The organism is Bacillus sp. MT(2024), from assembly GCF_036362845.1.
Lineage (GTDB): Bacteria > Bacillota > Bacilli > Bacillales > Bacillaceae > Bacillus > Bacillus velezensis.
On sequence record NZ_CP143632.1, the window covers coordinates 2683477 to 2708052 of the forward strand.

Below are 24576 nucleotides of genomic sequence, written 5' to 3' on the forward strand. Positions count from 1 at the left end.
TATATTATAACATAACGCCTACCGCTTTCAACTATATGGTGTGATTTACAAATAAGAAATTTCTTCAATATCCTTAATCATCGTGCAGGCTTCTTCGAGTTCGCGGCTGTCAAACTCGTACATCATATGAAGTTCCTCCGGCTCAATGTCAATGCCGTGCATCTCGTAACCGACCTTATGAAGCGCAGCCGCCCATAAATCCGCGTTCAAAAACTTCGGCATAAAAGGGTGCAGGACGTACAGATGCCTTCTCCACAGCTCCTCGACGGCAGCGTATAATGTAGGGTTTTCATTGCCGAGCGTTTCATCAAGCACCCGAAGAACGCGATGCAAAATCGGAGCTGCATCAGGCTGAACCGTTTCACTCGGAACCGCGGTCATTGAATCGCCGAATTTTGTAATATGGACCGGCTTGCTGTAGTCATGCTCCGCCATCAGCGTCAAAATCATCGTCTTGATAAGCGGATGCGCGCCCGGATCTTGAAGAATTGTTTTTAAGAGACCCGTGTATTTTGCAATATTGCGGTCTTTAAGAGAATGAATCAGATTCATTTGTTCAGCCGGGCTGTTCAGCACTTTTTCCGCATCAAGAATGTCCTCGTATTCCTCCTCCCACGCCTCATCCTGCTGATCGGGATCGGTCATTTTGCGGCTGAATTCGAGCAGCCGGTAGAATTGCTCCGCACTTTCTGCGGGCAGCTGGTTTTCTTCCAGCACAGCTTCAATTGTGCTTTTGACTTCTTCATATTGTTTCAGCTGAATTAAAATGGTCATGTACACCTGCAGCACGGTGAAATAATGGCCGTACCCTTCATTCAGCATTTTCTCGCAAACTTGTTTTGCTTCTTCCAATTCCCCGAGTTCCAGAAAACAAATCGCCATGCCTAAATGTACGTCGGACTCGGTATCGCCGTGGCTTACCGCCTCTGAAAACAGTTCGAGGGCCTCCTCATACTGTTTATCCTTCATGGCGGCCATCCCTTTATCAACCAAGCGTTCTTTCAGACGGGGGAAAGGAATGATATCAGCTTTTTTCTTGTCATGCGTCATACTTTATTTCCTTTCAGGCGCTATTTTGTTCAAGTGTATCAACACGCGTCATGAAACACAAGAAAGGATGATGCACACGGTAAAAAAAGCCGCCGGACAGATGCCGGACAGCTTTTTTCAGGCTTGAAGCCATGAACTCCTTTTCGATTCAAACTGCTGAATGTCGTCCTCCAGCAGAAGTGTTAATGAAATTTCATCATAACCGTTAATCAGCATTTCCTTCCAGTGAGGATCGACTTCAAATGAAATCTCTTTTCCTTCACTGTCATGAATGAGCTGGTTTTCCAAATCAACCGTCATGTTAAGAGACTGATTTTCATATTGGCCGGCGAGTTTTTTCCACTGATCATACGGCATACGGATGGGAAGCATACCGTTTTTAAAACAGTTTTGATGAAAAATATCGGCAAATGACGGAGCAATGATGATTTTGAAGCCGTAATCATCCAGCGCCCAAGGAGCGTGTTCACGGGATGATCCGCAGCCGAAATTCTCTCCGGCAATTAATATGGACGCGCCTTCATAGACTTTACGGTTTAATTCAAATTCAGGGTCAGGCTCACCGTTCTCAAGGTATCTCCAATCAAAAAACGCGAATCTGCCGTATCCGGTTCTTTCAATTCTTTTCAAAAACTGTTTCGGAATAATCTGGTCCGTATCGACGTTGATCCGGTTTAAGACGGCCGCTTTTCCCGTATGCGTTTTTAAAGGTTCCATCTTTTCGCGCACTCCTTACACAACTGTTTTTTCTTGATAAAACTTTCTTACATCGACGAAATGCCCGTGAATGGCCGCCATTGCCGCCATCGCCGGGCTGACAAGGTGTGTTCTCGCGCCTTTTCCCTGTCTGCCTTCGAAGTTGCGGTTGGAAGTGGAAGCGCATCGTTCCCCTTCAGGCACGACATCATTATTCATACTGAGGCACATGCTGCAGCCTGATTCTCTCCATTCAAAGCCGGCCTCGAGAAACACGCGGTGCAGCCCTTCTTCCTCGGCCTGCTGTTTCACGCTTTGAGAACCCGGCACCACAATGGCTCTGACGCTGTCGGCGACTTTTCGGCCTTTGATCATATCCGCAGCCTGGCGAAGATCGGTCATCCGCGAATTTGTACAGGAGCCGATAAACACATGCTCGACTTTAATATCTTCAATTTTTTGATTCGGTGAGATTCCCATGTATTCGTACGCGCGGATGGCTTCTTTTTTACCGTCTTCAGAATCAATCGTTTCCGGCGCCGGTATTTGGGCATCGACCGGAAGAACCATGCCGGGATTGACGCCCCATGTTACCATTGGAGAAATCTCGCTGCCGTCTAACACGATGGAATGATCGTATACGGCGCCCGGATCGGTTTTTAACGCTTTCCATTCTGCGGCGGCTTTTTCAAATTCCTCGCCTTTTGGCGCGTATTTACGGTTTTTACAGTATTCAATCGTCGTGTCATCTGGAGCGATCAGTCCCGCCCGTGCTCCCGCTTCTATTGACATATTGCAGACGGTCATGCGTTCGTCCATAGACATGTTTCTGAATACTTCCCCGGTGTATTCAATGACATATCCGGTACCGAATTTCACCCCGTATTTTCCGATGACCGACAAGATGACATCCTTCGCTGTCACTCCTTTTTGGAGCGTTCCGTCAACGCGGATTTCAAGCGTTTTCGGCCGTTGCTGCCATAATGTCTGTGTGGAAAGAACATGTTCCACCTCACTTGTGCCGATACCGAAGGCAAGCGCTCCGAACGCGCCGTGAGTCGATGTATGGCTGTCTCCGCAAACGATCGTTTTTCCCGGAAGTGTCAGACCAAGCTCAGGCCCGACCACGTGAACGATCCCCTGGTCTGCGCTGTGAAGATCCGCAAGACGGACGCCGAACTCCTCGCAATTCCGTTCAAGCGCGGTTACTTGGCGCTTTGCGACTTCATCTTTAATGTCAAAACGGTTGACGGTCGGAATATTGTGGTCCATCGTCGCGAATGTGTTCTGCGGCCGTCTGACCTTTCTTCCCTTCTGCCTTAACCCTTCAAACGCCTGAGGAGACGTCACCTCATGAATGAGGTGCAGATCAATATAGAGAAGGTCGGGTTTTCCTTCACCGCTTTTTACAACATGCCGATCCCAAATCTTTTCGATGATTGTTCGAGGCATCATCTTTGTTTCCTCCCTCTACCTATGAACTAAGACCGCTTTCTTTAAAGCGTCATACTATAGATTTTGTATTCGAGCCGGCTAATGCGGCTTTTACTTTTTCAGTAATGTCATGCGTTCCGGCATATTGGCCGTCCCGGGCGATATCACGTGTACGGCTGCCGTCTGCAAGCACCTTTGCGACCGCTTTTTCCACCGCCTGCGCTTCGTTTTCAAGTCCGAAAGATGTTCTCAAAAGCATCGCCGCTGATAAAATCGCCGCAAACGGATTGGCCATCCCTTTACCGGCGATGTCAGGCGCAGATCCATGCACGGGTTCAAACAAGTGAAGACCTGAACTTGATAAACTGGCTGACGGCAGCATGCCGAGCGAGCCTGTCAGCATGGAGGCTTCATCGCTTAAAATATCGCCGAACATATTCTCAGTTACGATGACGTCAAACTGGCTCGGAGCGTAGATGAGCTGCATCGCGGCATTATCGACAAGCATATGTTCAAGCGTCACATCAGGAAATTCTTTTGCGATTTCATCTGCCGTTTCACGCCACAGTCTGCTTGAAGAAAGCACATTCGCCTTATCAACGGACGTCACTTTTCCTTTTCTGCCGGCAGCCATCTTAAAGGCTTCTCTGACAACGCGTGCGATTTCTTCTTTCTTATAAAAAAGGGTATCGACCGCTTCCTTTTCTCCCGCTTCATTGACATACTGTCTGCTCGGTTCTCCGAAGTAGAGGCCGCCCGTCAGTTCCCTGACGATTACAAAGTCGACGCCGCTGATATATTCTTTTTTCAGCGGAGACGCCTCAGACAAGCTTTCAAATACGGTCACGGGACGCAGATTCGCAAACAGGCCGAGTTTTTTTCTGATGCCGAGCAGGCCTTTTTCCGGTCTGAGCTCCGGAGGATTTTGGTCCCATTTCGGTCCGCCGACTGCCCCGAGCAGGATGGCGTCGGATATTTCACAAAGAGCCACCGTCTCCTCAGGAAGGGGGTTTTGATGGGCGTCAATGGCCGCTCCCCCGATCAGTCCGTTTTCAAATTCAAATTCATGTCCGAATTGTTCGGCAACGCTTTTCAATACATCTGCCGCTGATTCCGCCACTTCCGGTCCGATTCCGTCACCGGGAAGCAAAGCAATGCGTTTTTTCAAATCAAACGTTCTCCTTTCTATTACGAGCCGACCGCAGTCTGTCTCTTTAATCCGTCTAAATTGCAATCCAGCACCAACTGCCGGTTCACGGCGTTCAGATAAGCTTTAGCAGAAGCTTCCAGAACATCCTGCGCGATTCCCCGCCCTGATGTTTCTTTTCCGTTCACGGTCACTCTGACATAAACTTGAGCCAGCGCGTCTTCGCCTTTCCGGTTGGATTGGATGCGGTAGTCTGTCAGTTCAATATTTTTATCGATGCAGCGCCCGAGCGTATTATAAACGGCTTCTACGCTGCCCGCCCCCGTTGCCGCCTCTTGCATCAGCTGTTCGTTTTCCTGATTTTTCAAAGAGACTGTTGCAGTCGGCACCTGAGACGTCCCGTAATGCACTTGCAGAGAAAGAAATTCATAGCCGATTTTTTTGTCCGTCACTTTTTCTTCTAAAATAAGAGAAATCAAGTCATCATCGGTGATTTCTTTTTTCTTTTCGGTCAGTTCTTTAAACATCGTAAAAAATTTATTGATTTCCTCACTATCAAACTGGAATCCAAGCGCATTCAGGCGGTCTTTGAACGCATGGCGTCCGGAATGCTTTCCGAGTACGAGCGCATCAGCAGTCACGCCGACAAGTTCCGGTGAAATGATTTCATATGTTGATTTTTCTTTCAGGAAACCGTCTTGGTGAATGCCGGATTCATGTGCGAAAGCGTTATCTCCGACGATTGCTTTATTGCGGGGAACGGCCATGCCCGTCAGTTTGCTGACAAGATCACTCGTCCGCTTCAATTCATGAAGATTGAGAGATGAATCGGCTTGATGCGCGTCATTTCTGACATGAAGCGCAACGGCGATTTCCTCTAGCGCGGCGTTCCCGGCTCTTTCTCCTATGCCGTTAATGGCGCATTCAATTTGATCAGCGCCGTTCTCAATTGCCGAAAGTGAGTTGGCAACCGCCATTCCGAGATCATCGTGGCAATGGGCTGAGAGCTTTACCCGGCTGATATTCGGAACGTGTTCCTTCATATATTTAAAGATGTTTCCGTATTCAGCCGGCGTCAGGTAACCTACAGTGTCCGGCAGGTTGATGACGCTCGCGCCGGCATCAATCACTTCTTCTACGATTTCAGCCAGAAACGGAAGTTCGGTGCGGCATGCGTCTTCTGCCGACCATTGAACGATCGGAAAGCGTTCTTTTGCATACTTCACCATTTCAACCGCTTTTTTCTTAACCTCTTCCCGCGTCATTTTCAGCTTATGCTTCAGATGAATGTCAGAGGTGGCGATAAAGATGTGAATGCGCGGGCTGGCCCCGTCTTTCAGCGCTTCCCAGGCTGCGTCGATATCACCTTTAACAGATCGGGCAAGCCCTGTTACCGAACAATTTTTAATCGTTCTTGCGATTTCCTGCACGGCTAAAAAATCACCTCGGGATGAAGCGGGAAATCCCGCTTCAATAATGTCCACCCCGAGTCTTTCAAGCTGCTTGGCTATCGCCAGTTTCTCCCGGGAATTGAGGTTGACCCCGGGAGATTGTTCACCGTCACGAAGGGTCGTGTCGAAAACATTAATTTTGCGCAACGGAGACCACCGCTTCCTTCTTCTTGCCTTGTTTGACAAACGGCATCATTTCACGAAGCTGTCTGCCGACCTTTTCAATCTGATGCTCGTTTTCGCTTGCATTGATCGCATTGAAACGAGGACGGTTCACTTGGTTTTCCACGATCCATTCTTTTGCGAATGTACCGTTTTGAATATCCGTTAATACTTGTTTCATCGATTCTTTTACCTTCGCATCGACTACGCGCGGTCCTGATACAAAGTCTCCCCATTGAGCCGTATCGGAGATAGAGTATCTCATGCCCGCCAATCCTTCTTCATACATCAAGTCTACGATCAGCTTCAGTTCGTGCAGACACTCGAAGTATGCGAGTTCAGGCTGGTAGCCGGCTTCTGTCAGCGTTTCAAAACCCGCTTTGACAAGCGCCGTTAAACCTCCGCACAGAACAGCCTGCTCACCGAACAAATCCGTTTCCGTTTCTTCTTTAAATGTTGTTTCAAGAACCCCCGCACGCGCTCCGCCGATTCCTTTTGCATAAGCAAGAGCCGTATCTTTCGCTTCGCCTGATACATCCTGGTAGATGGCAAACAATGCCGGTACGCCCGCGCCTTGTTCATATGTTCTTCTGACAAGGTGTCCCGGTCCTTTAGGGGCGACAAGGAATACATCCACATCAGCAGGAGGCACGATCTGATGGAAATGGACGTTAAATCCGTGTGCGAATACCAATGACTTGCCCGCCGTCAATTCATCTTTGATTTCAGCTTCATATACTTTTTGCTGCTGTTCATCCGGAAGAAGAACCATAATGATATCAGCCTGCGCAGCCGCTTCTCTTACCGAAAAGACTTGATGACCGTCTTCTTGGGCCTGTGTAAATGATTTGCCTTGTCTGACGCCGACAATGACATCAATTCCGCTTTCTTTTAAGTTCAGCGCGTGTGCATGACCTTGTGAACCGTAACCGATAATCGCTACTTTTTTACCTGCCAATACGTTCTCTTTGATATCACCGTTATAATATACTTTTACCATTTTAATCTCTCCCTTTTTTGTGTTATACAATTGAAATTGTTTTATTGGATGACGCCTTCTGCTGGGTTCCCCTCGCAAAAGCCGTTGTGCCCGTTCTCGCGATTTCTTTAATTCCGTAAGGTTTGAGAAGCTCTATGAGCGCTTCGATTTTATTAGATTCGCCGGTAACCTGAACGACGATGCTGTCTCTTGAGACATCAACGACGGAAGCTCTGAACGGCTCAATGATTCCATTGATTTCCGTTCTGGCCGACGGTGCGGAAACAACTTTGATTAATGCCAGCTCACGCTGTACAATCGATTGGTTTGTAATATCCGTCACTTTCAGGACGTCAATTTGTTTGTTAAGCTGCTTTGTCAGCTGCTCTACGTCATTTTCGCCTTCCACATGGACGACAAATGTAATCCTTGAAACACCGCTTGTTTCCGTGTGGCCTACAGTGATGCTTTCGATATTATAGTGTCTTTTTGTAAACAGGCCGGTGATCCGGTTTAATACCCCCGAGCGGTTGACCACCGTTAATGTGATAATGCGTTTCAAGGTTTCACCCCCACCATTTCATGAAGTCCTTTACCCGGCGCGATCATCGGGAATACTTTCTCGCTTTTAGCGACCCGGACGTCAATAACGGCCGGTTCTTTTGATGAAAGCGCCTTTTTAAGCTCTTCTTCCGCCTCTTCTTCCGATGAAATCCGGACGCCTTTAATGCCGTAGGCTTCTGACAATTTGACAAAGTCAGGCTGCGCCGAGAATTTGGATTCAGAATAGCGTTCTTCATAGAAGATTTCCTGCCACTGTCTGACCATGCCCAGACATTCGTTGTTCAAGATAACCACTTTGACAGGAAGATTCAGCTGCCGGATGACATCTAATTCCTGAAGGGTCATCTGAAAACCGCCGTCTCCGAGGATGGCAACGACCGTGGCGTTACGATCGGCCAGCTGCGCACCGATAGCCGCCGGAAGGCCGAAGCCCATTGTGCCGAGCCCCCCCGAGGTCACCCACTTATCAGCCTTTCGGAAAGGATAAAACTGAGCCGCCCACATCTGGTGCTGGCCGACATCCGTCGCCACAATCGCCTCACCGTTTGTGAATTGGTGAATATACTCAATCAGCTTTTGGGGTTTCAAGCCCTCTTCTCTGTCGTCTGTATACCAAAGGGGATATTCTTCTTTCCATTCTGAAAGCTGCTGTTTCCATTCCTCTGTCTGTCCCTGTTTTCCGTTTTGCTTCAATAATTCCTGAAGGACGATTTTACTGTCGCCGACCACCGGAATCTGCGTTTCAATAATTTTTCCGATTTCAGCAGGATCAATATCGATATGCGCTACTTTGGCCGATTTTGCAAAATGCTTCAGATTTCCGGTCACGCGGTCATCGAACCGCGCCCCGACGCTGATCAGCAAGTCACAGTGATAAAGCGCCATATTCGCTGTGTATGTGCCGTGCATCCCCGCCATTCCCAGAAAAAGAGGATGGTCTGCCGGGAAACCGCCCAGACCGAGAAGCGTGTGCGCTACCGGAATTTGCTGCTGTTCGGCATAATTTTTTAAATCTTCTGAAGCTTTACCGTGCAAAACACCCGCTCCGGCTAAAATAACCGGCTTTTTCGCACTGCTGACAGCTTCCACGAGCTTTCGGATCTGCAGATAGTTAGGCTCTTTTACCGGCTGATAACCCGGAAGATTGATCTCGTGATCATATCTGAATTCTCCTTCAAATGCTGCGACATCCTTCGGTATATCAATTAATACCGGGCCCGGTCTTCCCGTCGTGGCAATATGGAACGCCTCTTTAATCACACGAGGGAGATCTTCCGGACGGCGGACTTGGTAGCTGTGTTTCGTAATCGGCATCGTAATTCCTAAAATGTCGGCTTCCTGGAAAGCGTCGCTGCCGATGACCGAAGTGGCCACCTGACCGGTAAACACTACGAGCGGCAGTGAATCAATCATCGCATCCGCAAGACCGGTAACTAAATTTGTCGCTCCGGGTCCGGAGGTAGCAATCACAACCCCCGGCTTTCCGGAGACTCTCGCATACCCTTCTGCCGCATGGATCGCGCCTTGCTCGTGGCGGGGCAGGATGTGAACCAATCCTGATTGATACAGTTTATCGTAAATCGGAAGGACGGCTCCCCCCGGATAGCCGAAGATCATCTCGACATTTTCTTTCTTTAATGATTCAATCAGCATCAGAGCCCCGTTCATTGTTTTTGTACAATCGGCAGACAAAGAATCCGCCTGTACATTTGTGCCCATTTTCAGTTCCTCCTTTTCAATGTTCCCTTCTAAAATCCAATTCATAAAACGCAGCGCCGGCTGACGCAAATAAAAAAGCCTTCCCACCCACATTCAGCCAAGCATTTCATGCGATAGCCAAAAGGGGCGAAAAGGCTTTGCTCTCCGCGGTACCACCCTTGTTTACGGTCATATGCAGACCGTCTCATGGATAATGATTATCCGTTTTGATAACGAGTAAACATTGCGTTCACTCGGCCGAGTCCTACTCTTTACATTTCAGACCGGCACTCTGAGGGGAGTTCACTTTGATTTGTTTTACCGGCTCTCAGCGTTACCGGCTCTCTGTGAAAAACTTCAGCAAAGCTACTTATCCTCTTCTGCGCTTTTTATTATGGCAGCTCTTTTATTAAAAAAGAACCTTCATTTGTTTGTTTTTTCAGTGTTTTATGATTTTTCTTTTTAGCGTGAATCATTTATTTATTTTTGTTTGAACTCATATTACGCCCGTTTGCAGACAGTGTCAACAGCATTTTTATAATTATTAGACAATTTAGATTAATCAATCTACTTTGTATACGCTTTCATTACTGGTACAAAGGGATCTGTAAATATTAAAAGTTTTTATCATTTTTTTATTAATCTCTCAAGATTACATGAAATTTTTCCGTTCATATACGAATATGTCACATTTTATTACGCGATTTTTCTCTGTCCTTCCGGCATGCTTGTCAGATATTCCGTTCGATTGAACAGGCTCTTTATACAGACATACGCATACACTGTTCTTATCTCGTAAGAAATGAGTGATGTCATGAATAAGATGTTATCAGGCATGCAGGGCCTGCCTCCTGGATTTCCGCCTTTACCGGTCTTACCGCCGCAGTCTTACTATCCTCCGGCCCCGATGCATACAGCACCATATCAAGGCGGCCCTTCTTTTCAGCAGGGATTTCCGCCATCCGGATACGGACAGCAGACCCCGCAAAGCACACTGTCATTCGCCGGACAGCAATTCGTTCCGTACCCTTATACATCCGGGTACTACGGCCAAACCTTCAGTGACGTCGGCGGAAGCCTCGGCGCCGGGGCACATCCCGGCGCGCTCGGAGGCGGTTTCAGCGGCCATGCCGGGGGCTTCAGCGCTCCGAGCGGATTCAGATGATACAAAAACCGGTCTCACACGGCCGGTTTCTTTTCTTATTCACAGAGTATAACGGTCATTCCACTGATTCATTTCCTGCTCCGTATAGTAATCAGCCCTTGAAACCTCAACAATGATTAAACCGCATTGAGTGATTAAAAATTGTTTCAGTTCCTCAAACAGCTCGTCTTTTCCGCAAAAGATCGTTTCTATATTGTGATTTTTATATGCAAATGCGTACTTCAAAAGCTAATTCCTCCTGCTGTCTTTCTATCAATCATCGACAAAACATATGATAGAAATCAGATAATTTATCACTCAAGGGCGCCTTAAGTATATTTATACATATATTTATTACGGTAAATATTACATTAAGTTTCATTTATATTAAAATTACTTTACAATTTTCATCAAATACGGAACTTTTGTTTGGTAAAATAAAAATAAAATACAAAAAAAAACCTCAAACCCATTGTCAGGGCTTGAGGTTTTTTATACGTCCCAGGAGAGATTCGAACTCCCGACCGACGGCTTAGAAGGCCGTTGCTCTATCCGGCTGAGCTACTGGGACATGAAAAACAAATATCTGCTGATCATTTTACCATGATATCAGCGAATTGACAATATAGTCATCCGATAAAAAAGGCCAGCGGCATCAGTTTTCAATCTGATGTCACCAGCTCTTTTTTTGTACGTCCCAGGAGAGATTCGAACTCCCGACCGACGGCTTAGAAGGCCGTTGCTCTATCCAGCTGAGCTACTGGGACAGCTTTTGCTTTATGTATCAGCGACAAGATTTATTATATACAGGTTCAAATCATAAGTCAATATTTTTTTAAAAACTTTTGATGGGGAAGAATGAAATCTCCCCCATCACTTGTTAAAAACTGATTGTATTCCCCAAGTCCTTCAATTCCCGACCCGTTTCATCGTAAAATGTCACGGCGCCTTCTCTTTCTGTAAGAGTAAGAATGGCATAGCTTTTCACATTGCGGACTCTCGGAAGACGGATGCTGCCCGGATTAATTAAAAGCTTGCCCCGAAGCACTTCACTCCCGGCAATATGTGAATGGCCGAAGCAGACGATATCCGCCCCAAGCTCTTCCGCCCGGTAAAAAACAGTTAAAAGTGACTGTTTAATGCCGTGAAGATGCCCGTGAACAGCCAGAATTTTCTTTGAACCGGCGTCCAGAAGGAGTTCATCCTGAAACCCGCCGCCAAAGTCGCAATTGCCTTTTACCGTGTGATACGGCGTGAGTGCCGGATGTGCGGCGTCAAGCTCTGAATCACCGCAATGAATCATCAGATCCGCTTCGTCTTCGTGCCGCTTTGCAATCGTCTCCAGCTCGTTTTCAAGGCCGTGACTGTCACTTATTATCAGCACTTTCATTGCATACGCTCCCCCTTATGAATCAAGCAGCTTTGACAGTTTCTTGAGCGCCTCAGCCCTGTGGCTGATTTTGTTTTTCTCAGCGCTTGTCAGCTGGGCCATGGTTTTATCTTTATCTTTTACAATAAAAATGGGATCATAGCCGAACCCGTTATCTCCCTCGGGTCCTTCTGCAATATACCCTTCAACATGACCTTCGACCGTTTTTGTTTCCTGCCCCGGCATGCTGACGGCAAGGGCGCAGCGGAAACGGGCCGTGCGCTGCTCTTTTTCGATGCCTTTTAATTCTGACAGCACCTTGTCCATATTCGCCTTATCATCTTTTGCTTCTCCGGCATAACGGGCTGAATAAACGCCCGGTCTGCCTCCAAGGTTGTCCACTGATAAACCGGAGTCGTCTGCAATGACCATTTTGTTGACGGCTTTTGCCACGGCTTCTGCTTTTAAGATGGCGTTTTCTTCAAAGGTATGTCCGGTTTCCTCAATTTCTTCCGTAAATCCGATTTCCGCCAAAGAAGAGACGCTGTAGCCTTTCGGTTCGAGTATTTCCTTGAATTCTTTCACTTTTCCCTGATTGTGTGTCGCAATAATAGCTTCTTTCACGGTGATCAGGCCTCTCTTTCTTATTTCAGTTCAGGCAATGTTTCTCCGAGCACTTCTTTTTGCTTTTGAATAAGCGTCTGGATTCCTTTTTCGGCAAGGCTTAACAGTCCGTTTAAATCTTCACGGGAGAATGTGGCTTCTTCGCCCGTCCCTTGAAGCTCTACAAAACGTCCGCTTCCCGTCATGATGATATTCATGTCGACTTCAGCCGCCGAATCCTCTTCATAATTCAGATCTAAAAGAAGGCCTTCTTCTTTATCCATCCCGACAGAAATGGCCGCGAGATAATCTGTCACGGGAGAGGTTTTGATAACGCCGCTTTTTACGAGTTTGCCGGTCGCAATGGCCATTGCCAAGAATGCGCCGGTAATGGAAGCCGTTCTTGTTCCGCCGTCAGCTTGAATGACGTCACAGTCGATCCAAATCGTCCGTTCGCCGAGCTTCTCCAAATCAACGACAGCCCGGAGCGCGCGCCCGATCAGCCGCTGAATTTCCATCGTTCTGCCGGAGACCTTTCCTTTTGAAGATTCTCTTATCGTTCTTTGATTCGTCGCGCGGGGAAGCATGCTGTATTCCGCTGTGATCCAGCCTTTTCCTCCGCCGCGTAAAAATGGCGGCACCCGGTCTTCCACAGATGCATTACAGATGACCTTTGTATTTCCCGCTGTAATTAAAACAGAGCCTTCCGGGTGAGTGATAAAATCCAAATCAAATGTGATAGGGCGCAGCTCATCGTGCTGTCTTCCGTCGTGTCTCATATTTTACCTCCGATTATATGTACATAAACCTTTTGTTCCGGATTGCGAATAAAGAAAGAGGCAGCCGGAACGCTAACCTCTTTTTTACTAGTATATCAAAAATCGCAAATTAAAAACTACCCGTATTCACTTGGGCCGGCCTCGAAACAGGTTTTGAAAGGGATTCTCCTTTTTCATTCACCAGTTCTGATTTTCCGTTTACTTTTATAGAAACACTTTTAATCGACGGCTGTTCGGTTAACGTGAGAACGATGCTGTCCAGTACGCCCGATGACACCATTTTTGTTTTTTCGTCGGCGCTTCCGTAAATAGAGCTGTTAAAGTCCAGTGTAACCTGGCCGTCTTTCACTTTCGGCTTGCTGAGAAGCTTAACATCGTTATTAAAGTCCGTCAAAAGCCCGCTTGCTTTGCCCGGTCCGTCGGTGAGCTGTTCAACGGCAGCGGTGATGTCATTTGTTTCCGAATTGTCAATCCGCTTTGTAACAGGCACGTAGTATTCGCTTGTCTCTGTTTCCGCCAGATAATATACAGTCAGCGGATGGGTGTCTGTCAGATCATTCACTCCGGCCGTTTCAATATTAATCCCGTCTTTTCTGCTTAAGTCGCCCGTAATCGGCGTGCCGCCCACAGGCATTTCTTTCAGTTCGTGCCCGTTGATTCTGATTTTGACTTTATCTATTGAGCTGAATTGGGTAAGCGTCCATGTAATCGATTGCAGGATTTTTTGTTCGTCTTCTTTTTTATAGTTTTTAAATTCCTTCGAAAAATCAGCGACGGCAGTGCCGTCTTTTTTAATATCGACATTTACCGTCGTATCCGCAGGGAGCACCGCTCTGAAGCCGTTCGGCAGGATTTCTGATACAGGCCCTCCCTGAACCAAGTACTCAAGGGCCTGCTTTGCGGTTCCCTCACTGTTCGGAAGAGGCAGTGTTTGTGCTGCGACATAGCCGTTTTTATCAATCAGATACAGTTCTCGCATGACTGTATTGGCCGGCTGGTCGGCTTTAGAAGTGCCGTTTTTCTCTGACTGCTTTGGTTTTGCCTGAATTCCCGCTTCATCCTTTACATATGAAATGTCTTGAGGCGGGTCAATTTCCCCGGCTGTTTTATCGGATTGAAACAAACCGCATCCAGATAACACAAAAGCCGAAGTAAGACATGTTGCAGCAATGACTGCAGGTCCTTTTTTCAGCATACTTTTCCCTCCTAAGGCTGTTTGTACTATGATGTATACGAGCCCTGTCCGGGAAATAGACCGGGAAGCGCAAAAAAACCCGCTGTAAACAGCGGGGTTTTTTTGATTTATTTTCTGACCGGCTCTTGAAGGGAGATGCACTCGACATGGCCGATTTCGTGACCGAACCAGTCTTCGGCAATTTTTGCGAAGCCGTTCCGCTCTCCCGTTGTAAGAAATTGATGCTCCGGTGCATGTTTCGATTGGTTTAACAAACCTTTATAAGACAAGATGGTGCTCACTTCTCTCGCCGTCTCGTCTCCGGAGGAAATGATTTTCACATGCTCTCCCATATAATTCTGAATCGGGTCTTTTAAAATCGGATAATGCGTACATCCTAAAATCAAGGTGTCAATTGATGTACCTTTTAAAGGTTCAAGCGATGCTTCAACCGCTTCCTCCGCTGATTCCTGAAGAAACCGTCCGCTTTCCACAAACGGCACGAGCAGCGGACAAGCCGTGTTCTCAACTTGAAGTTCTGCGTTTAACCCGAGCAGCGCCTGCTCATACGCTCTGCTTTTAATGGTATTGACCGTGCCGATGACGCCGATATGCTGGTTTTTCGTGACCTTTATCGCCGTTCTCGCACCCGGCTGAATGACGCCGACAACCGGAATATCCGTTTTGCGCTGAAGATCCTCCAAGGCAATGGCCGTGGCCGTATTACAGGCGATCACGAGCATTTTGATATGGTGGTTTTCCAGCAGGTAATCGGTCATTTCCCACGTGTATTGAAGAACTTCTTCTTCAGGACGCGGGCCGTACGGGCAGCGTTTTGTATCTCCCACATAGATGATATTTTCCTTCGGTAGCTGTCTCATGATTTCCTTAGCAACGGTTAACCCGCCAACCCCGGAATCAATGACTCCTATCGGCTGTTCCAACAAAATCGCCTCATTTTCTTTTCATTTCATGCTGCAGTTTCAATAATGATTTTTCGAAAGCGGCTGTTTCTTCTTCGGAAAATGTCGCAAACATATCCCGCAAATAAGCCTGTCTTTTCAAAATCACTTCTTGGATAATGCGCTCTCCTTCAGCGAGAAGATGAATTCTGACGACCCGTCTGTCAGCCGGGTCTTTGACCCGCTCGACAAGCTTATTTTTTTCCATGCGGTCTATCAGATCCGTCGTCGTGCTGCAAGCCAAATACATTTTGCCTGATAATTCGCCTATTGTCATATCCCCCAATTCATAAAGCCATTGAAGCCCCACGAATTGCGGCGGTGTAATTGCATATTGGTTAAGGATTTCTCTTCCTTTTTGTTTAATGATCGCAGCGATATGGCGGAGTGATTTTTCGATATCCGCAACATGCTCTACAGATTTTGATGTCATTTGTCCATCCCTCACTCAAGGATCTTTCTGGGCTATGCGCTCCGTGTCTATTTTCCTTCTTTTTTTAAGAAAATGCAAGACTGACGGAGAAAAAGGAAAAACCGGAATTTTCACCGCATGCCCATCAGCCCGGGCGCCAACGCAAATAACCGGCTCCTTCTCGTAAAGAAGGAAAACCGGCAAGAATCAGAGCTCTAGCTCACCCATTCTAAGAAGCTCGACAACAGCTTGCGAACGCCCTTTCACACCTAACTTCTGCATGGCATTTGAAATGTGATTCCGTACAGTTTTTTCACTGATAAATAGCTCGCTTGCAATTTCCTTTGTTGTCTTGTCTTGAACGAGCAATTCGAATACTTCTCTTTCTCTTTTGGTCAGCAGCGGCTTTGATTGAAAATCTTTCTCCTTCAAGTATTGTAACCCTCCTTGCTAAGGTGAGAGCGAATCTGAAACGAATGGGTTTATATAGTCAAGATATCATATGTAAAGGGCGCTTCGGAGGTGACGTCTCTTAGAGAAATAGTTATCCGTTCAGGCGAGCAGAATGCCTTTCTCCCGCTCCGTCCAGCTGACCGCTTTGCCGCTTTTTTTCGACACTTGAACCATAACGACGGAACCTGTAAAGCACGGCAGGCCCGACTCATTTTCTCCAAGGTAATGAAGGGTGACGGACGCATTTCCGGCAGCGCTTGCTTTCACATAAATCCGCAGATTTTCATACGGCATCACCTGACGCATATAGTCGCACTGCTGGCTTGCGACGACCGTCATCGTTTCCGAGTTTTGCGCCGTCATGCCCCGCTGTTTAAAATAAGCGATCCGTGCTTCTTCAAAATAGATGAAAGGGGTTACATTATTCATATGGCCGAACATATCCGTTTCTGAAAAACGAACCGATACTTCAGTAAAGAAAGAAAACGACTGTCTCCATTCTTCAAACGGGATATCAATATATTGCGGTTGTTTCATCACCTTCAGCTCCTTATAAAAAAACCTCTCCCGTGCGGAAGAGGCTCTTTTTCTCTTTCTTATACTCTGTCGCTTCCGAAGAAATTACGGAATGCTTGTAAATTGGTATCTCTGTTCAAAGCAGCGATTGAAGTCGTAAGCGGAATGCCTTTCGGGCAGGATTGAACACAGTTTTGTGAATTCCCGCAATCTCCGAGACCGCCGTCTGTCATTAAAGCTTCTAAACGTTCTGCTTTGTTCATTGCGCCCGTCGGGTGGGCGTTAAACAGACGCACTTGCGACATCGGGGCAGGCCCCATGAATTTCGACTTGCTGTTGACGTTCGGGCAGGCTTCGAGGCAGACGCCGCATGTCATGCATTTAGACAATTCATATGCCCACTGGCGGCGTTTTTCCGGCATTCTCGGCCCCGGCCCCAAATCGTAAGTTCCGTCAATCGGCACCCATGCTTTCACTTTTTTCAGTGAATCAAACATTCTGCTGCGGTCAACCTGAAGGTCACGGACAACCGGGAATGTTTTCATCGGCTTCAGACGGATCGGCTGTTCCAGCTTATCAATCAGCGCCGTACATGACTGGCGCGGTCTTCCGTTGATGACCATGGAGCAGGCGCCGCATACTTCTTCAAGACAGTTCATGTCCCATGCGACCGGAGTGGTTTTCTCTCCTTTTGCATTCACGGGATTTCTGCGGATTTCCATCAGGGCGGAAATCACGTTCAGATTCGGGCGGTAATTGATTTCGAATTCTTCATCGTATGGCGCGCTTTCGGGCGTATCCTGGCGTGTAATGATAAACCGTATCTTTTTCTCACTCATGATTATTTCGCCACCTTCTTCTTCGAGTAGTCGCGTTTACGGGGCGCAATCAGTGATACATCGACATCCTGATATTCAAATTCTGGAGCTTCAAACGGACCGGCATGTTTAGCCATCGTCGTTTTGAGCCACTCATCGTCATTTCTTTCAGGGAAATCCGGTTTATAGTGCGCTCCCCGGCTTTCATTTCGGTTATATGCGCCGAGCGTGATGACTCTGGCAAGCTGAAGCATATTGGAGAACTGGCGGGTAAACATCGCCCCTTGGTTGCTCCATTTTGTCGTATCGTTGATATTGATTTTCTTAAAGCGTTCCATCAGCTCTTGGATTTTGTCATCCGTTTTCAAAAGCTTGTCGTTGTGGCGGACCACCGTGACGTTGGCCGTCATCCATTCTCCGAGCTCACGGTGAAGCACGTAGGCATTTTCGTCGCCGTCCATCTTCATGATATCGGCCCATTTTTCTTCTTCTTTTTTCACATAGGAATCAAATAATGAAGAAGACAGGTCTTCCGCTGATGTTTCAAGTCCGGAAACATATTTCACCGCATTCGGTCCGGCCACCATTCCTCCGTAGATGGCGGAAAGCAGAGAGTTCGCCCCTAAACGGTTTCCTCCGTGCATTGAATAGTCACATTCACCCGCTGCGAACAGTCCGCGGATGCTTGTCATCTGATCATAATCAACCCACAGTCCGCCCATCGAATAGTGAACGGCAGGGAAAATTTTCATCGGAAGCTTGCGCGGGTCATCGCCCATGAATTTTTCATAGATTTCGATAATGCCGCCAAGCTTAACGTCAAGCTCTTTCGGATCTTTGTGCGACAGATCGAGATACACCATGTTTTCTCCGTTGATGCCGAGTTTCTGATTCACGCACACGTCAAAGATTTCACGTGTCGCAATATCCCGCGGCACGAGGTTTCCGTAAGCCGGATATTTTTCCTCGAGGAAGTACCAAGGTTTTCCGTCTTTGTACGTCCAGACTCTACCGCCCTCGCCGCGCGCCGATTCACTCATCAGACGCAGTTTATCGTCCCCCGGGATTGCTGTCGGGTGAATTTGGATAAATTCGCCGTTTGCATAATAAGCGCCCTGCTGATAGACGATTGATGCGGCAGATCCCGTATTGATCATGCTGTTTGTTGATTTTCCGAATACGATTCCGGGTCCTCCCGTCGCCATAATAACGGCGTCAGAACGGAATGACTCGATTTGCATATTGGTCAGATTTTGGGCTACGATACCGCGGCACGTGCGCTCATCGTCAAGAACGGCGCCGAGGAATTCCCAGCCTTCGTATTTTGTGACGAGACCCGCCACTTCATATCTGCGCACCTGCTCGTCCAGTGCGTAAAGAAGCTGCTGACCCGTCGTCGCTCCCGCGTAAGCGGTTCTGTGATGCTGTGTACCCCCGAAACGGCGGAAGTCCAAGAGCCCTTCCGGCGTTCTGTTAAACATAACCCCCATGCGGTCCAATAAGTGGATAATGGACGGCGCCGCTTCACACATCGCTTTTACAGGAGGCTGGTTTGCCAAAAAGTCGCCTCCGTATACCGTGTCATCAAAATGCTCAAACGGAGAGTCTCCTTCCCCTTTTGTGTTGACAGCTCCGTTTATCCCGCCCTGCGCGCAGACCGAGTGAGAGCGTTTGACCGGAACGATGGAAAACAATTTAACGGCCGTGCCTGATTCCGCTGCTTTAATTGTCGCCATGAGGCCGGCTAGACCCCCGCCGACTACGATAATGCTTGATTGACTCATGATAGCCCCTCTCCCTCTAGTAATCTAGTTCTCTTACACAAACGCAAAAATCGCTTTTAAACCTACGTATGAAAGCGCTAAAAATATAATCAGCGTCACGTAAGTCGAAATTCTTTGAGAACGCGGCGTAACCGTGATCCCCCATGTGACCGCAAAAGACCATAAGCCGTTTGAAAAGTGGAAAATGACCGATAAAACGCCTACAATGTAAAAACCGAGCATAAACGGCGAGCTCAGAATATTCGCCATCATATCGAAGTTGACTTCAGCGCCCATCTGCGCGGCAATCCGCGTCTGCCACACATGCCAGCTGACGAAAATAAGGGTGAGAATACCAGTGACACGCTGAAGCACAAACATCCAGTTTCTGAAATAACTGTAGTGGCCAGCGTTGTTTTTCGCAGTAAATGCTATGTACACACCGTAAACCGCATGATAAATTAAAGGTAAGAAAATAATAAAAATTTCTAACGCATACCTGAACGGCAGACTGTCCATAAAGCCGGCCGCCTTGTTAAACGCATCCGCTCCCCTTGCGGCAAATTGGTTGACGACTAAATGCTGGATCAAAAAGATGCCGACCGGAATAACACCGAGCAAGGAATGCAATCTTCGAAAATAAAACTCTCTGTTCCCAGACATTACTTTACCCCCTGTTTGATTTAAGTGCGAAATGTACTAAAATCTCTGCCCCCACTTCGTTTCAATTGTAAGCACTTTATTAAAATTTATTGACAATTTCATTTTACTCCTCCCTCAAAAGGGCGTCAAGAAAACGTGTACATAAATTATAATTTTCGGAATTGATTATCTGGAGGGAAAATTTTATTTTCCTGCGATATCTTTCTCACATTTTTTCGCGTGTTTTATAGGATCATCCTGTAATCCTCCCCCCTGTTTAAGCTATAATAAACGAAGGAGAGAGGGGAATACATAATATGAAGAATAATTATGAAGCAGCTTTAGAACCTTTAACTGAACTCGACGTCAGCGCATACGGCTACGAATTAATCCGGGAAATCGTGCTTCCGGATATCCTCGGCCCGGAGCATTCATCGATGATGTATTGGGCGGGAAAACGCCTCGCCCGCAAATTTCCTCTTCAATCGTGGGAAGAAATCCCCGCCTTTTTTGAAAAAGCCGGCTGGGGAACTTTGACAAACGCAGGATCAAAAAAACAAGAATTGGAATTTGAACTGGAAGGACCGCTCGTGTCCAACAGGCTCAAACATCAGAAAGAGCCTTGTTTCCAGCTTGAAGCCGGTTTTATAGCCGAACAGATTCAATTGATGAACGATCAGATTGCAGAATCTTATGAACAGGTAAAAAAGAGAGCGGATAAAGTCGTCCTGACCGTAAAATGGGATATGAAGGACCCTGTATAATTGAAAAAAGGCGGTGACTCCAAGTCCCGCCTTTTTGCCTGCCCGTTTATACGGCAGACGGCTGTTTAGAAAGCTCAAACGCGTCATGAAGCGCTTCGACCGCTTTCACCATATCATTTTCGTTGACAACCGCTGATACTTTTATTTCGGATGTGCTTACCATTTTGACTTGTACATTTTTTTCCGCCAGTACGGCAAACATGTCCGCGGCGACGCCGGGATTTGAAACCATGCCCGACCCGACAATGGAGACTTTCGCCAGTTTTCTTTCGGTTTCAATTTTTTCATAGTCAAGCGCGTTTTTATATTCTTCAAGCACGGCGACCGTTTGCGCGGCATCTTCCGTTTTCACTGAGAAAGAAATATCCGCTTCCCCATCGTCCGACTGTGTCTGAATAATAATGTCAACGTTGATGTTTCGTTTTGCCAGCGCGGTGAAGATTGTTGAAAGTGTTGTCAGTCCGCTTGCAAGGCCCGTAACGGACACCCTTGTGATCTGGTCTTCAAATGCAATTCCTCTGACGATTAAATTCTGCTCCATTGATGATTCCTCCTCAATTAATGTTCCGGCTTCATGCTCCGTGCTTGACCGCACTTCTAAAGGCACTTGGTAGTTTTTCGCGAACTCAACCGCCCGCGGGTGAAGAACACCCGCTCCGAGATTTGCAAGTTCCAGCATTTCATCATAAGAAATCCCCGCCAGTTTTCTCGCTGACCGGACATACCGCGGATCTGTCGTAAATACGCCCGGAACATCTGTATAAATGTCGCATTTATCCGCTTCCAGCGCTGCTGCAAGAGCGACCGCCGTCGTATCGGAACCGCCCCGTCCGAGTGTCGTGATGCCGCCGTCTTCCGTTACGCCCTGAAAACCGGCAACGACTGTAATTTTACCTTCTGCAAGCTGCGAACGAATCGCCGTGATATCAATATCCGTAATTCTCGCATTGCCGTGAACGGCTTCCGTGCGGACACCCGCCTGCCAGCCCGTATAAGAGACGGCGTCATATCCTTTTTCCTGAAGCGCCATGGCCAAAAGCGAAATCGTGACCTGCTCCCCCGTAGACAAAAGCATATCCATCTCGCGTCTGCTTGGTTCAGATGTGATTTCAGCCGCGAGGTTAACGAGCGCGTCGGTTGATTTTCCCATTGCCGAAACGACGACTACGACATCATGGCCTTTTTGCTTTTCAGCAATGGCGCGATTTGCGGCATTTTGAATTTTTTCGGCAGAGCCGACGGAAGTGCCTCCGAATTTTTGTACGATAAGACCCATACTAGACCACCCTTTACATTTTGGTTCGTGCGGGTGAGGAGAAAAGAGCGTTTTGTCCACAATAAAAAAAGCAATGAGAGGAATAGCTCTCATTGCTTTTTCATATCAGTACGATTGATTATGAACAACGAGATAGCCCTCCAAGAAAATGAATTCTTGACAGCCTTACATTTATTTAATGCAAGGCCAGCAAATCACACCGATGGGATGTGATACACTTCGGCGACGCTCCCCTTTCAGCCTTTTTCGCAGAATCCATCATTCTCCAAAGGCTTACTATTGAAGTTCGCACCTCTATCTTCACCATATAACACGATCTTATGAAATTAGTTCACATTCTAGCAGATTTTTCAGGAAAGCACAATACTATTTTTTTAATTTTTCAAACAGCAGCTGGGCCGCCGCGGCCGGGACACCGGCTTTTTTGATATCGTCAAGGCTTGCTTCCTTCATCTTTTTGACAGATCCGAAATGTTTTAAGAGCATTTTTTTGCGTTTTTCGCCGATTCCGGGGATATCATCCAGAACGGATTGAAAGACGCTTTTTCCCCGGATCTGTCTGTGAAAGCTGATCGCAAAACGGTGAACTTCGTCCTGAATGCGCTGAAGCAGGTAAAACTCTTGGCTGTTCCGCTCCAGAAACACCGGTTCAAGCGGGTCGCCGATCAACAGGTTCGATGTCCGGTGTTTATCATCTTTCGCCAATCCCGCTACCGGGACATCAAGGCCGAGCTCATTCTCGAGCACGTCGCGCGCCGCGTTAATCTGCCCTTTTCCGCCGTCAATGATGATTAAATCCGGCAGCGGAAGGTTTTCGCGGAGCACCCTCGTGTATCTTCTTCTGACGACTTCCCTCATTGAGCCGTAATCATCAGGCCCTGTTACGGTTTTAATTTTATATTTGCGGTATTCCTTTTTATTCGGTTTTCCGTCTATAAAGACAATCATGGCCGATACGGGGTTTGTGCCTTGAATATTGGAGTTGTCAAACGCTTCAATCCGATGCGGCGTGTAAATATTCAGTGCGTCGCCAAGCCGTTCGGCTGCACCGATTGACCGTTCCTCATCCCGCTCGATTAACGAGAATTTTTCCCGCAGGGCGATTTTCGCATTTTTGTGCGCAAGCAAAAGCAGCTCTTTTTTCGGGCCTTTTTTCGGCTGATGCACGGCGGTTTCCAACAGCTCGCTGATCATGTCCCTGTCAACGCTGTCAGGCACCAGAATTTCCTTAGGCAGAAAGTGATTGTTTTTGGAATAGAACTGGCCGATGAAGGTCAGAAACTCTTCATCCGCTTCCTGATACATCGGAAACATGCTGACATCGCGTTCGATCAGTTTTCCTTGGCGTATAAAAAAGACTTGGACGCACATCCAGCCTTTATCGTAGGCATATGCAAACACATCGCGGTCCAGAAGGTCATTCATGGTCATTTTCTGCTTCTCCATCGTCGATTCAATGTGAGCAAGCTGGTCGCGGAATTCTTTAGCCCGTTCAAATTCAAGCTTTTCGGCCGCTTCTGCCATTTTCGCTTCAAGCTCTTTTTTGATTTCGTTATGCCCTCCCTTTAAAAAACGGGTGATGTCTTCAACAATCTCCCGGTTTGTCTCCTCAGATATATCCTTTACACATGGGGCGAGGCATTGTCCGAGATGATAATAAAGACAGACGCGGTCCGGAAGCTTTGAGCATTTCCTGAGCGGGTAAAGGCGGTCCAGCAGTTTTTTCGTTTCCCGCGCCGCCTGCACATTCGGATACGGGCCGAAATAGCGTCCTTTGTCTTTTTTGACATTCCGGGTGACAATCAGCCGAGGATGGCGTTCATGGGTGATTTTAATAAAAGGATAGGTTTTATCATCTTTCAGCATGACATTGTATTTCGGATCGTATTTTTTAATCAGATTCATTTCCAAAATAAGCGCTTCAAGATTGGAGGAAGTCACGATATATTCAAAGTCCTCAATCTCCGTCACAAGCCGTTGGGTTTTTGCGTCGTGAGAACCGGTGAAATAAGACCGCACCCTGTTTTTCAAGACTTTCGCTTTCCCCACGTAGATGACTGTTTTTTGACGGTCTTTCATTAAATAACAGCCCGGCTGATCGGGAAGGAGGGCCAGCTTTTCTTTCAGTTGTTTATTCATACGTTACCCTTCCTTACATTCATTTCTCGTGTCCATTCAGTGTATCACGAACATTTGTTTTTCTCCATTCTCAGCTTTTGGAAGATCAAAAAAAGGCGATTCCCTTTCAAAGGAATCGCCCTGCCGTAACGGAAGCTTTCGGCTTACAGATGTTTGTTTACAAGCTCTTCAAGAGCTTCTTTCGGTTTGAAGCCGACAGATGTTTCAACGACTTCTCCGTCTTTTAGCACGAGAAGTGTCGGGATGCTCATGACGCCGTATTTACCGGCAGTTTCTTGGTTTTCATCCACGTCGATTTTGACGATTTTCAGTTTGTCTCCCATTTCTTGATCAAGCTCTTCAAGAACGGGCGCGATCATTTTACAAGGTCCGCACCAAGGAGCCCAGAAATCAGCCAATACGACACCTTCACTTGTTTCAGCTGAGAACGATTGATCAGTTGCTTTTACGATAGCCATTTGTTATTCCTCCAATTGTCAAATGATGATTTTTAGTATAGCATCTCCCATTCGTTCATGCTAATTTAATGCTTATATTATTTTCTCCCGAACCCGCCGGAAATAATCTTATTTATACAGTGT

General features: G+C 47.2%; 25 protein-coding genes, 2 tRNA genes, 1 riboswitch and 1 other annotated feature. Of the genes, 2 read left to right on the forward strand and 25 right to left on the reverse strand.

The window, feature by feature from the left end; all coding sequences use genetic code 11:
* Positions 1-45: 45 nt before the first annotated feature.
* From ddcA to ilvB, 8 genes are all read right to left on the reverse strand, one after another.
* Positions 46-1050: a DNA damage checkpoint antagonist DdcA gene (gene ddcA / locus VP472_RS13125; RefSeq protein WP_070082174.1), complete on the reverse strand. Its 1005-nt coding sequence runs from the start codon at positions 1048-1050 to the stop codon at positions 46-48.
* Positions 1051-1167: 117 nt separating this feature from the next.
* Positions 1168-1767, reverse strand: a complete 600-nt coding sequence (gene leuD / locus VP472_RS13130) for a 3-isopropylmalate dehydratase small subunit (protein ID WP_007408146.1) — start codon at positions 1765-1767, stop codon at positions 1168-1170.
* Between the two features lie 15 nt (positions 1768-1782).
* Positions 1783-3201, reverse strand: a complete 1419-nt coding sequence (gene leuC, locus VP472_RS13135; RefSeq protein ID WP_007408145.1) for a 3-isopropylmalate dehydratase large subunit — start codon at positions 3199-3201, stop codon at positions 1783-1785.
* 49 nt (positions 3202-3250) lie between these two features.
* Positions 3251-4348 carry a 3-isopropylmalate dehydrogenase gene (gene leuB / locus VP472_RS13140; RefSeq protein WP_146277267.1) on the reverse strand — a complete coding sequence of 366 codons (1098 nt, stop codon included), beginning with the start codon at positions 4346-4348 and terminating at the stop codon, positions 3251-3253.
* A gap of 20 nt (positions 4349-4368) precedes the next feature.
* Positions 4369-5925, reverse strand: a complete 1557-nt coding sequence (locus VP472_RS13145; protein ID WP_070082175.1) for a 2-isopropylmalate synthase — start codon at positions 5923-5925, stop codon at positions 4369-4371.
* Complete coding sequence (gene ilvC / locus VP472_RS13150; RefSeq protein WP_007408142.1) at positions 5912-6940, reverse strand: ketol-acid reductoisomerase; 1029 nt, start codon at positions 6938-6940, stop codon at positions 5912-5914. Before ilvC ends, VP472_RS13145 begins: the two co-directional genes overlap by 14 nt.
* 22 nt (positions 6941-6962) lie before the next feature.
* Positions 6963-7481, reverse strand: coding sequence for an acetolactate synthase small subunit (gene ilvN, locus VP472_RS13155; protein WP_003152598.1), 519 nt, complete (start codon positions 7479-7481; stop codon positions 6963-6965).
* Entirely contained in the window at positions 7478-9202 is a 1725-nt protein-coding gene (gene ilvB, locus VP472_RS13160; protein WP_146277269.1) for an acetolactate synthase large subunit, read from the reverse strand. The genes ilvN and ilvB overlap by 4 nt, the downstream gene beginning before the upstream one ends.
* A 119-nt stretch (positions 9203-9321) precedes the next feature.
* Positions 9322-9573, reverse strand: a binding site (T-box leader).
* A 422-nt stretch (positions 9574-9995) separates the two neighbouring features.
* Between ilvB and VP472_RS13165 the strand changes: the two genes are divergently transcribed.
* Positions 9996-10346 (forward strand): hypothetical protein, encoded by a 351-nt coding sequence (locus VP472_RS13165; protein WP_014305527.1) that lies wholly within the window; start codon positions 9996-9998, stop codon positions 10344-10346.
* Positions 10347-10385: 39 nt separating this feature from the next.
* Here the strand turns inward: VP472_RS13165 and VP472_RS13170 are convergent, their stop codons facing one another.
* From VP472_RS13170 to sdhC, 14 genes are all read right to left on the reverse strand, one after another.
* On the reverse strand, positions 10386-10571 hold the full coding sequence (locus VP472_RS13170) for a hypothetical protein (RefSeq protein WP_007408136.1): 186 nt from the start codon (positions 10569-10571) through the stop codon (positions 10386-10388).
* A gap of 251 nt (positions 10572-10822) precedes the next feature.
* Positions 10823-10896 (reverse strand) — tRNA-Arg (locus tag VP472_RS13175).
* A 122-nt stretch (positions 10897-11018) separates the two neighbouring features.
* Positions 11019-11092, reverse strand: a tRNA-Arg gene (locus tag VP472_RS13180).
* A 113-nt stretch (positions 11093-11205) separates the two neighbouring features.
* On the reverse strand, positions 11206-11715 hold the full coding sequence (locus VP472_RS13185; RefSeq protein WP_146277271.1) for a YfcE family phosphodiesterase: 510 nt from the start codon (positions 11713-11715) through the stop codon (positions 11206-11208).
* 15 nt (positions 11716-11730) lie between these two features.
* Positions 11731-12327, reverse strand: coding sequence for an XTP/dITP diphosphatase (locus VP472_RS13190; protein WP_087920775.1), 597 nt, complete (start codon positions 12325-12327; stop codon positions 11731-11733).
* A gap of 11 nt (positions 12328-12338) precedes the next feature.
* The gene (rph, locus tag VP472_RS13195; RefSeq protein ID WP_003152583.1) at positions 12339-13076 is read right to left on the reverse strand and encodes a ribonuclease PH; all 738 of its coding nucleotides are present in this window, start codon (positions 13074-13076) and stop codon (positions 12339-12341) included.
* Between the two features lie 109 nt (positions 13077-13185).
* Positions 13186-14271, reverse strand: coding sequence for a GerMN domain-containing protein (locus tag VP472_RS13200; RefSeq protein ID WP_003152582.1), 1086 nt, complete (start codon positions 14269-14271; stop codon positions 13186-13188).
* Positions 14272-14378: 107 nt separating this feature from the next.
* Complete coding sequence (racE, locus tag VP472_RS13205; RefSeq protein ID WP_146277273.1) at positions 14379-15197, reverse strand: glutamate racemase; 819 nt, start codon at positions 15195-15197, stop codon at positions 14379-14381.
* Between the two features lie 7 nt (positions 15198-15204).
* Positions 15205-15645 (reverse strand): MarR family winged helix-turn-helix transcriptional regulator, encoded by a 441-nt coding sequence (locus VP472_RS13210; RefSeq protein ID WP_003152580.1) that lies wholly within the window; start codon positions 15643-15645, stop codon positions 15205-15207.
* Between the two features lie 186 nt (positions 15646-15831).
* Positions 15832-16056 (reverse strand): spore germination transcription factor GerE, encoded by a 225-nt coding sequence (gene gerE, locus VP472_RS13215; RefSeq protein WP_003152579.1) that lies wholly within the window; start codon positions 16054-16056, stop codon positions 15832-15834.
* A gap of 120 nt (positions 16057-16176) precedes the next feature.
* Positions 16177-16614 (reverse strand): acyl-CoA thioesterase, encoded by a 438-nt coding sequence (locus VP472_RS13220; protein ID WP_003152577.1) that lies wholly within the window; start codon positions 16612-16614, stop codon positions 16177-16179.
* 59 nt (positions 16615-16673) lie between these two features.
* Positions 16674-17432 (reverse strand): succinate dehydrogenase iron-sulfur subunit, encoded by a 759-nt coding sequence (sdhB, locus tag VP472_RS13225; protein WP_003152575.1) that lies wholly within the window; start codon positions 17430-17432, stop codon positions 16674-16676.
* A 2-nt stretch (positions 17433-17434) separates the two neighbouring features.
* Positions 17435-19195 carry a succinate dehydrogenase flavoprotein subunit gene (gene sdhA / locus VP472_RS13230; RefSeq protein WP_003152573.1) on the reverse strand — a complete coding sequence of 587 codons (1761 nt, stop codon included), beginning with the start codon at positions 19193-19195 and terminating at the stop codon, positions 17435-17437.
* A gap of 33 nt (positions 19196-19228) precedes the next feature.
* A complete protein-coding gene (sdhC, locus tag VP472_RS13235) occupies positions 19229-19837 on the reverse strand; it encodes a succinate dehydrogenase cytochrome B558 (protein ID WP_003152571.1) in 609 nt (202 codons plus the stop codon).
* 296 nt (positions 19838-20133) lie between these two features.
* Here sdhC and VP472_RS13240 point away from each other — a divergent pair, with 296 nt between their 5' ends.
* Entirely contained in the window at positions 20134-20580 is a 447-nt protein-coding gene (locus tag VP472_RS13240; RefSeq protein WP_146277275.1) for a YslB family protein, read from the forward strand.
* 46 nt (positions 20581-20626) lie between these two features.
* On the opposite strand, the gene VP472_RS13245 is transcribed toward VP472_RS13240, so the two are convergent.
* The 3 genes from VP472_RS13245 to trxA form a co-directional block, all read right to left on the reverse strand.
* A complete protein-coding gene (locus VP472_RS13245) occupies positions 20627-21856 on the reverse strand; it encodes an aspartate kinase (protein ID WP_146277277.1) in 1230 nt (409 codons plus the stop codon).
* Positions 21857-21981: 125 nt separating this feature from the next.
* Positions 21982-22161: riboswitch (Lysine riboswitch) on the reverse strand.
* A gap of 61 nt (positions 22162-22222) precedes the next feature.
* The gene (gene uvrC / locus VP472_RS13250) at positions 22223-23995 is read right to left on the reverse strand and encodes an excinuclease ABC subunit UvrC (protein ID WP_071391533.1); all 1773 of its coding nucleotides are present in this window, start codon (positions 23993-23995) and stop codon (positions 22223-22225) included.
* A 143-nt stretch (positions 23996-24138) separates the two neighbouring features.
* Positions 24139-24453, reverse strand: a complete 315-nt coding sequence (gene trxA / locus VP472_RS13255; protein WP_003152560.1) for a thioredoxin — start codon at positions 24451-24453, stop codon at positions 24139-24141.
* Positions 24454-24576: the final 123 nt, after the last annotated feature.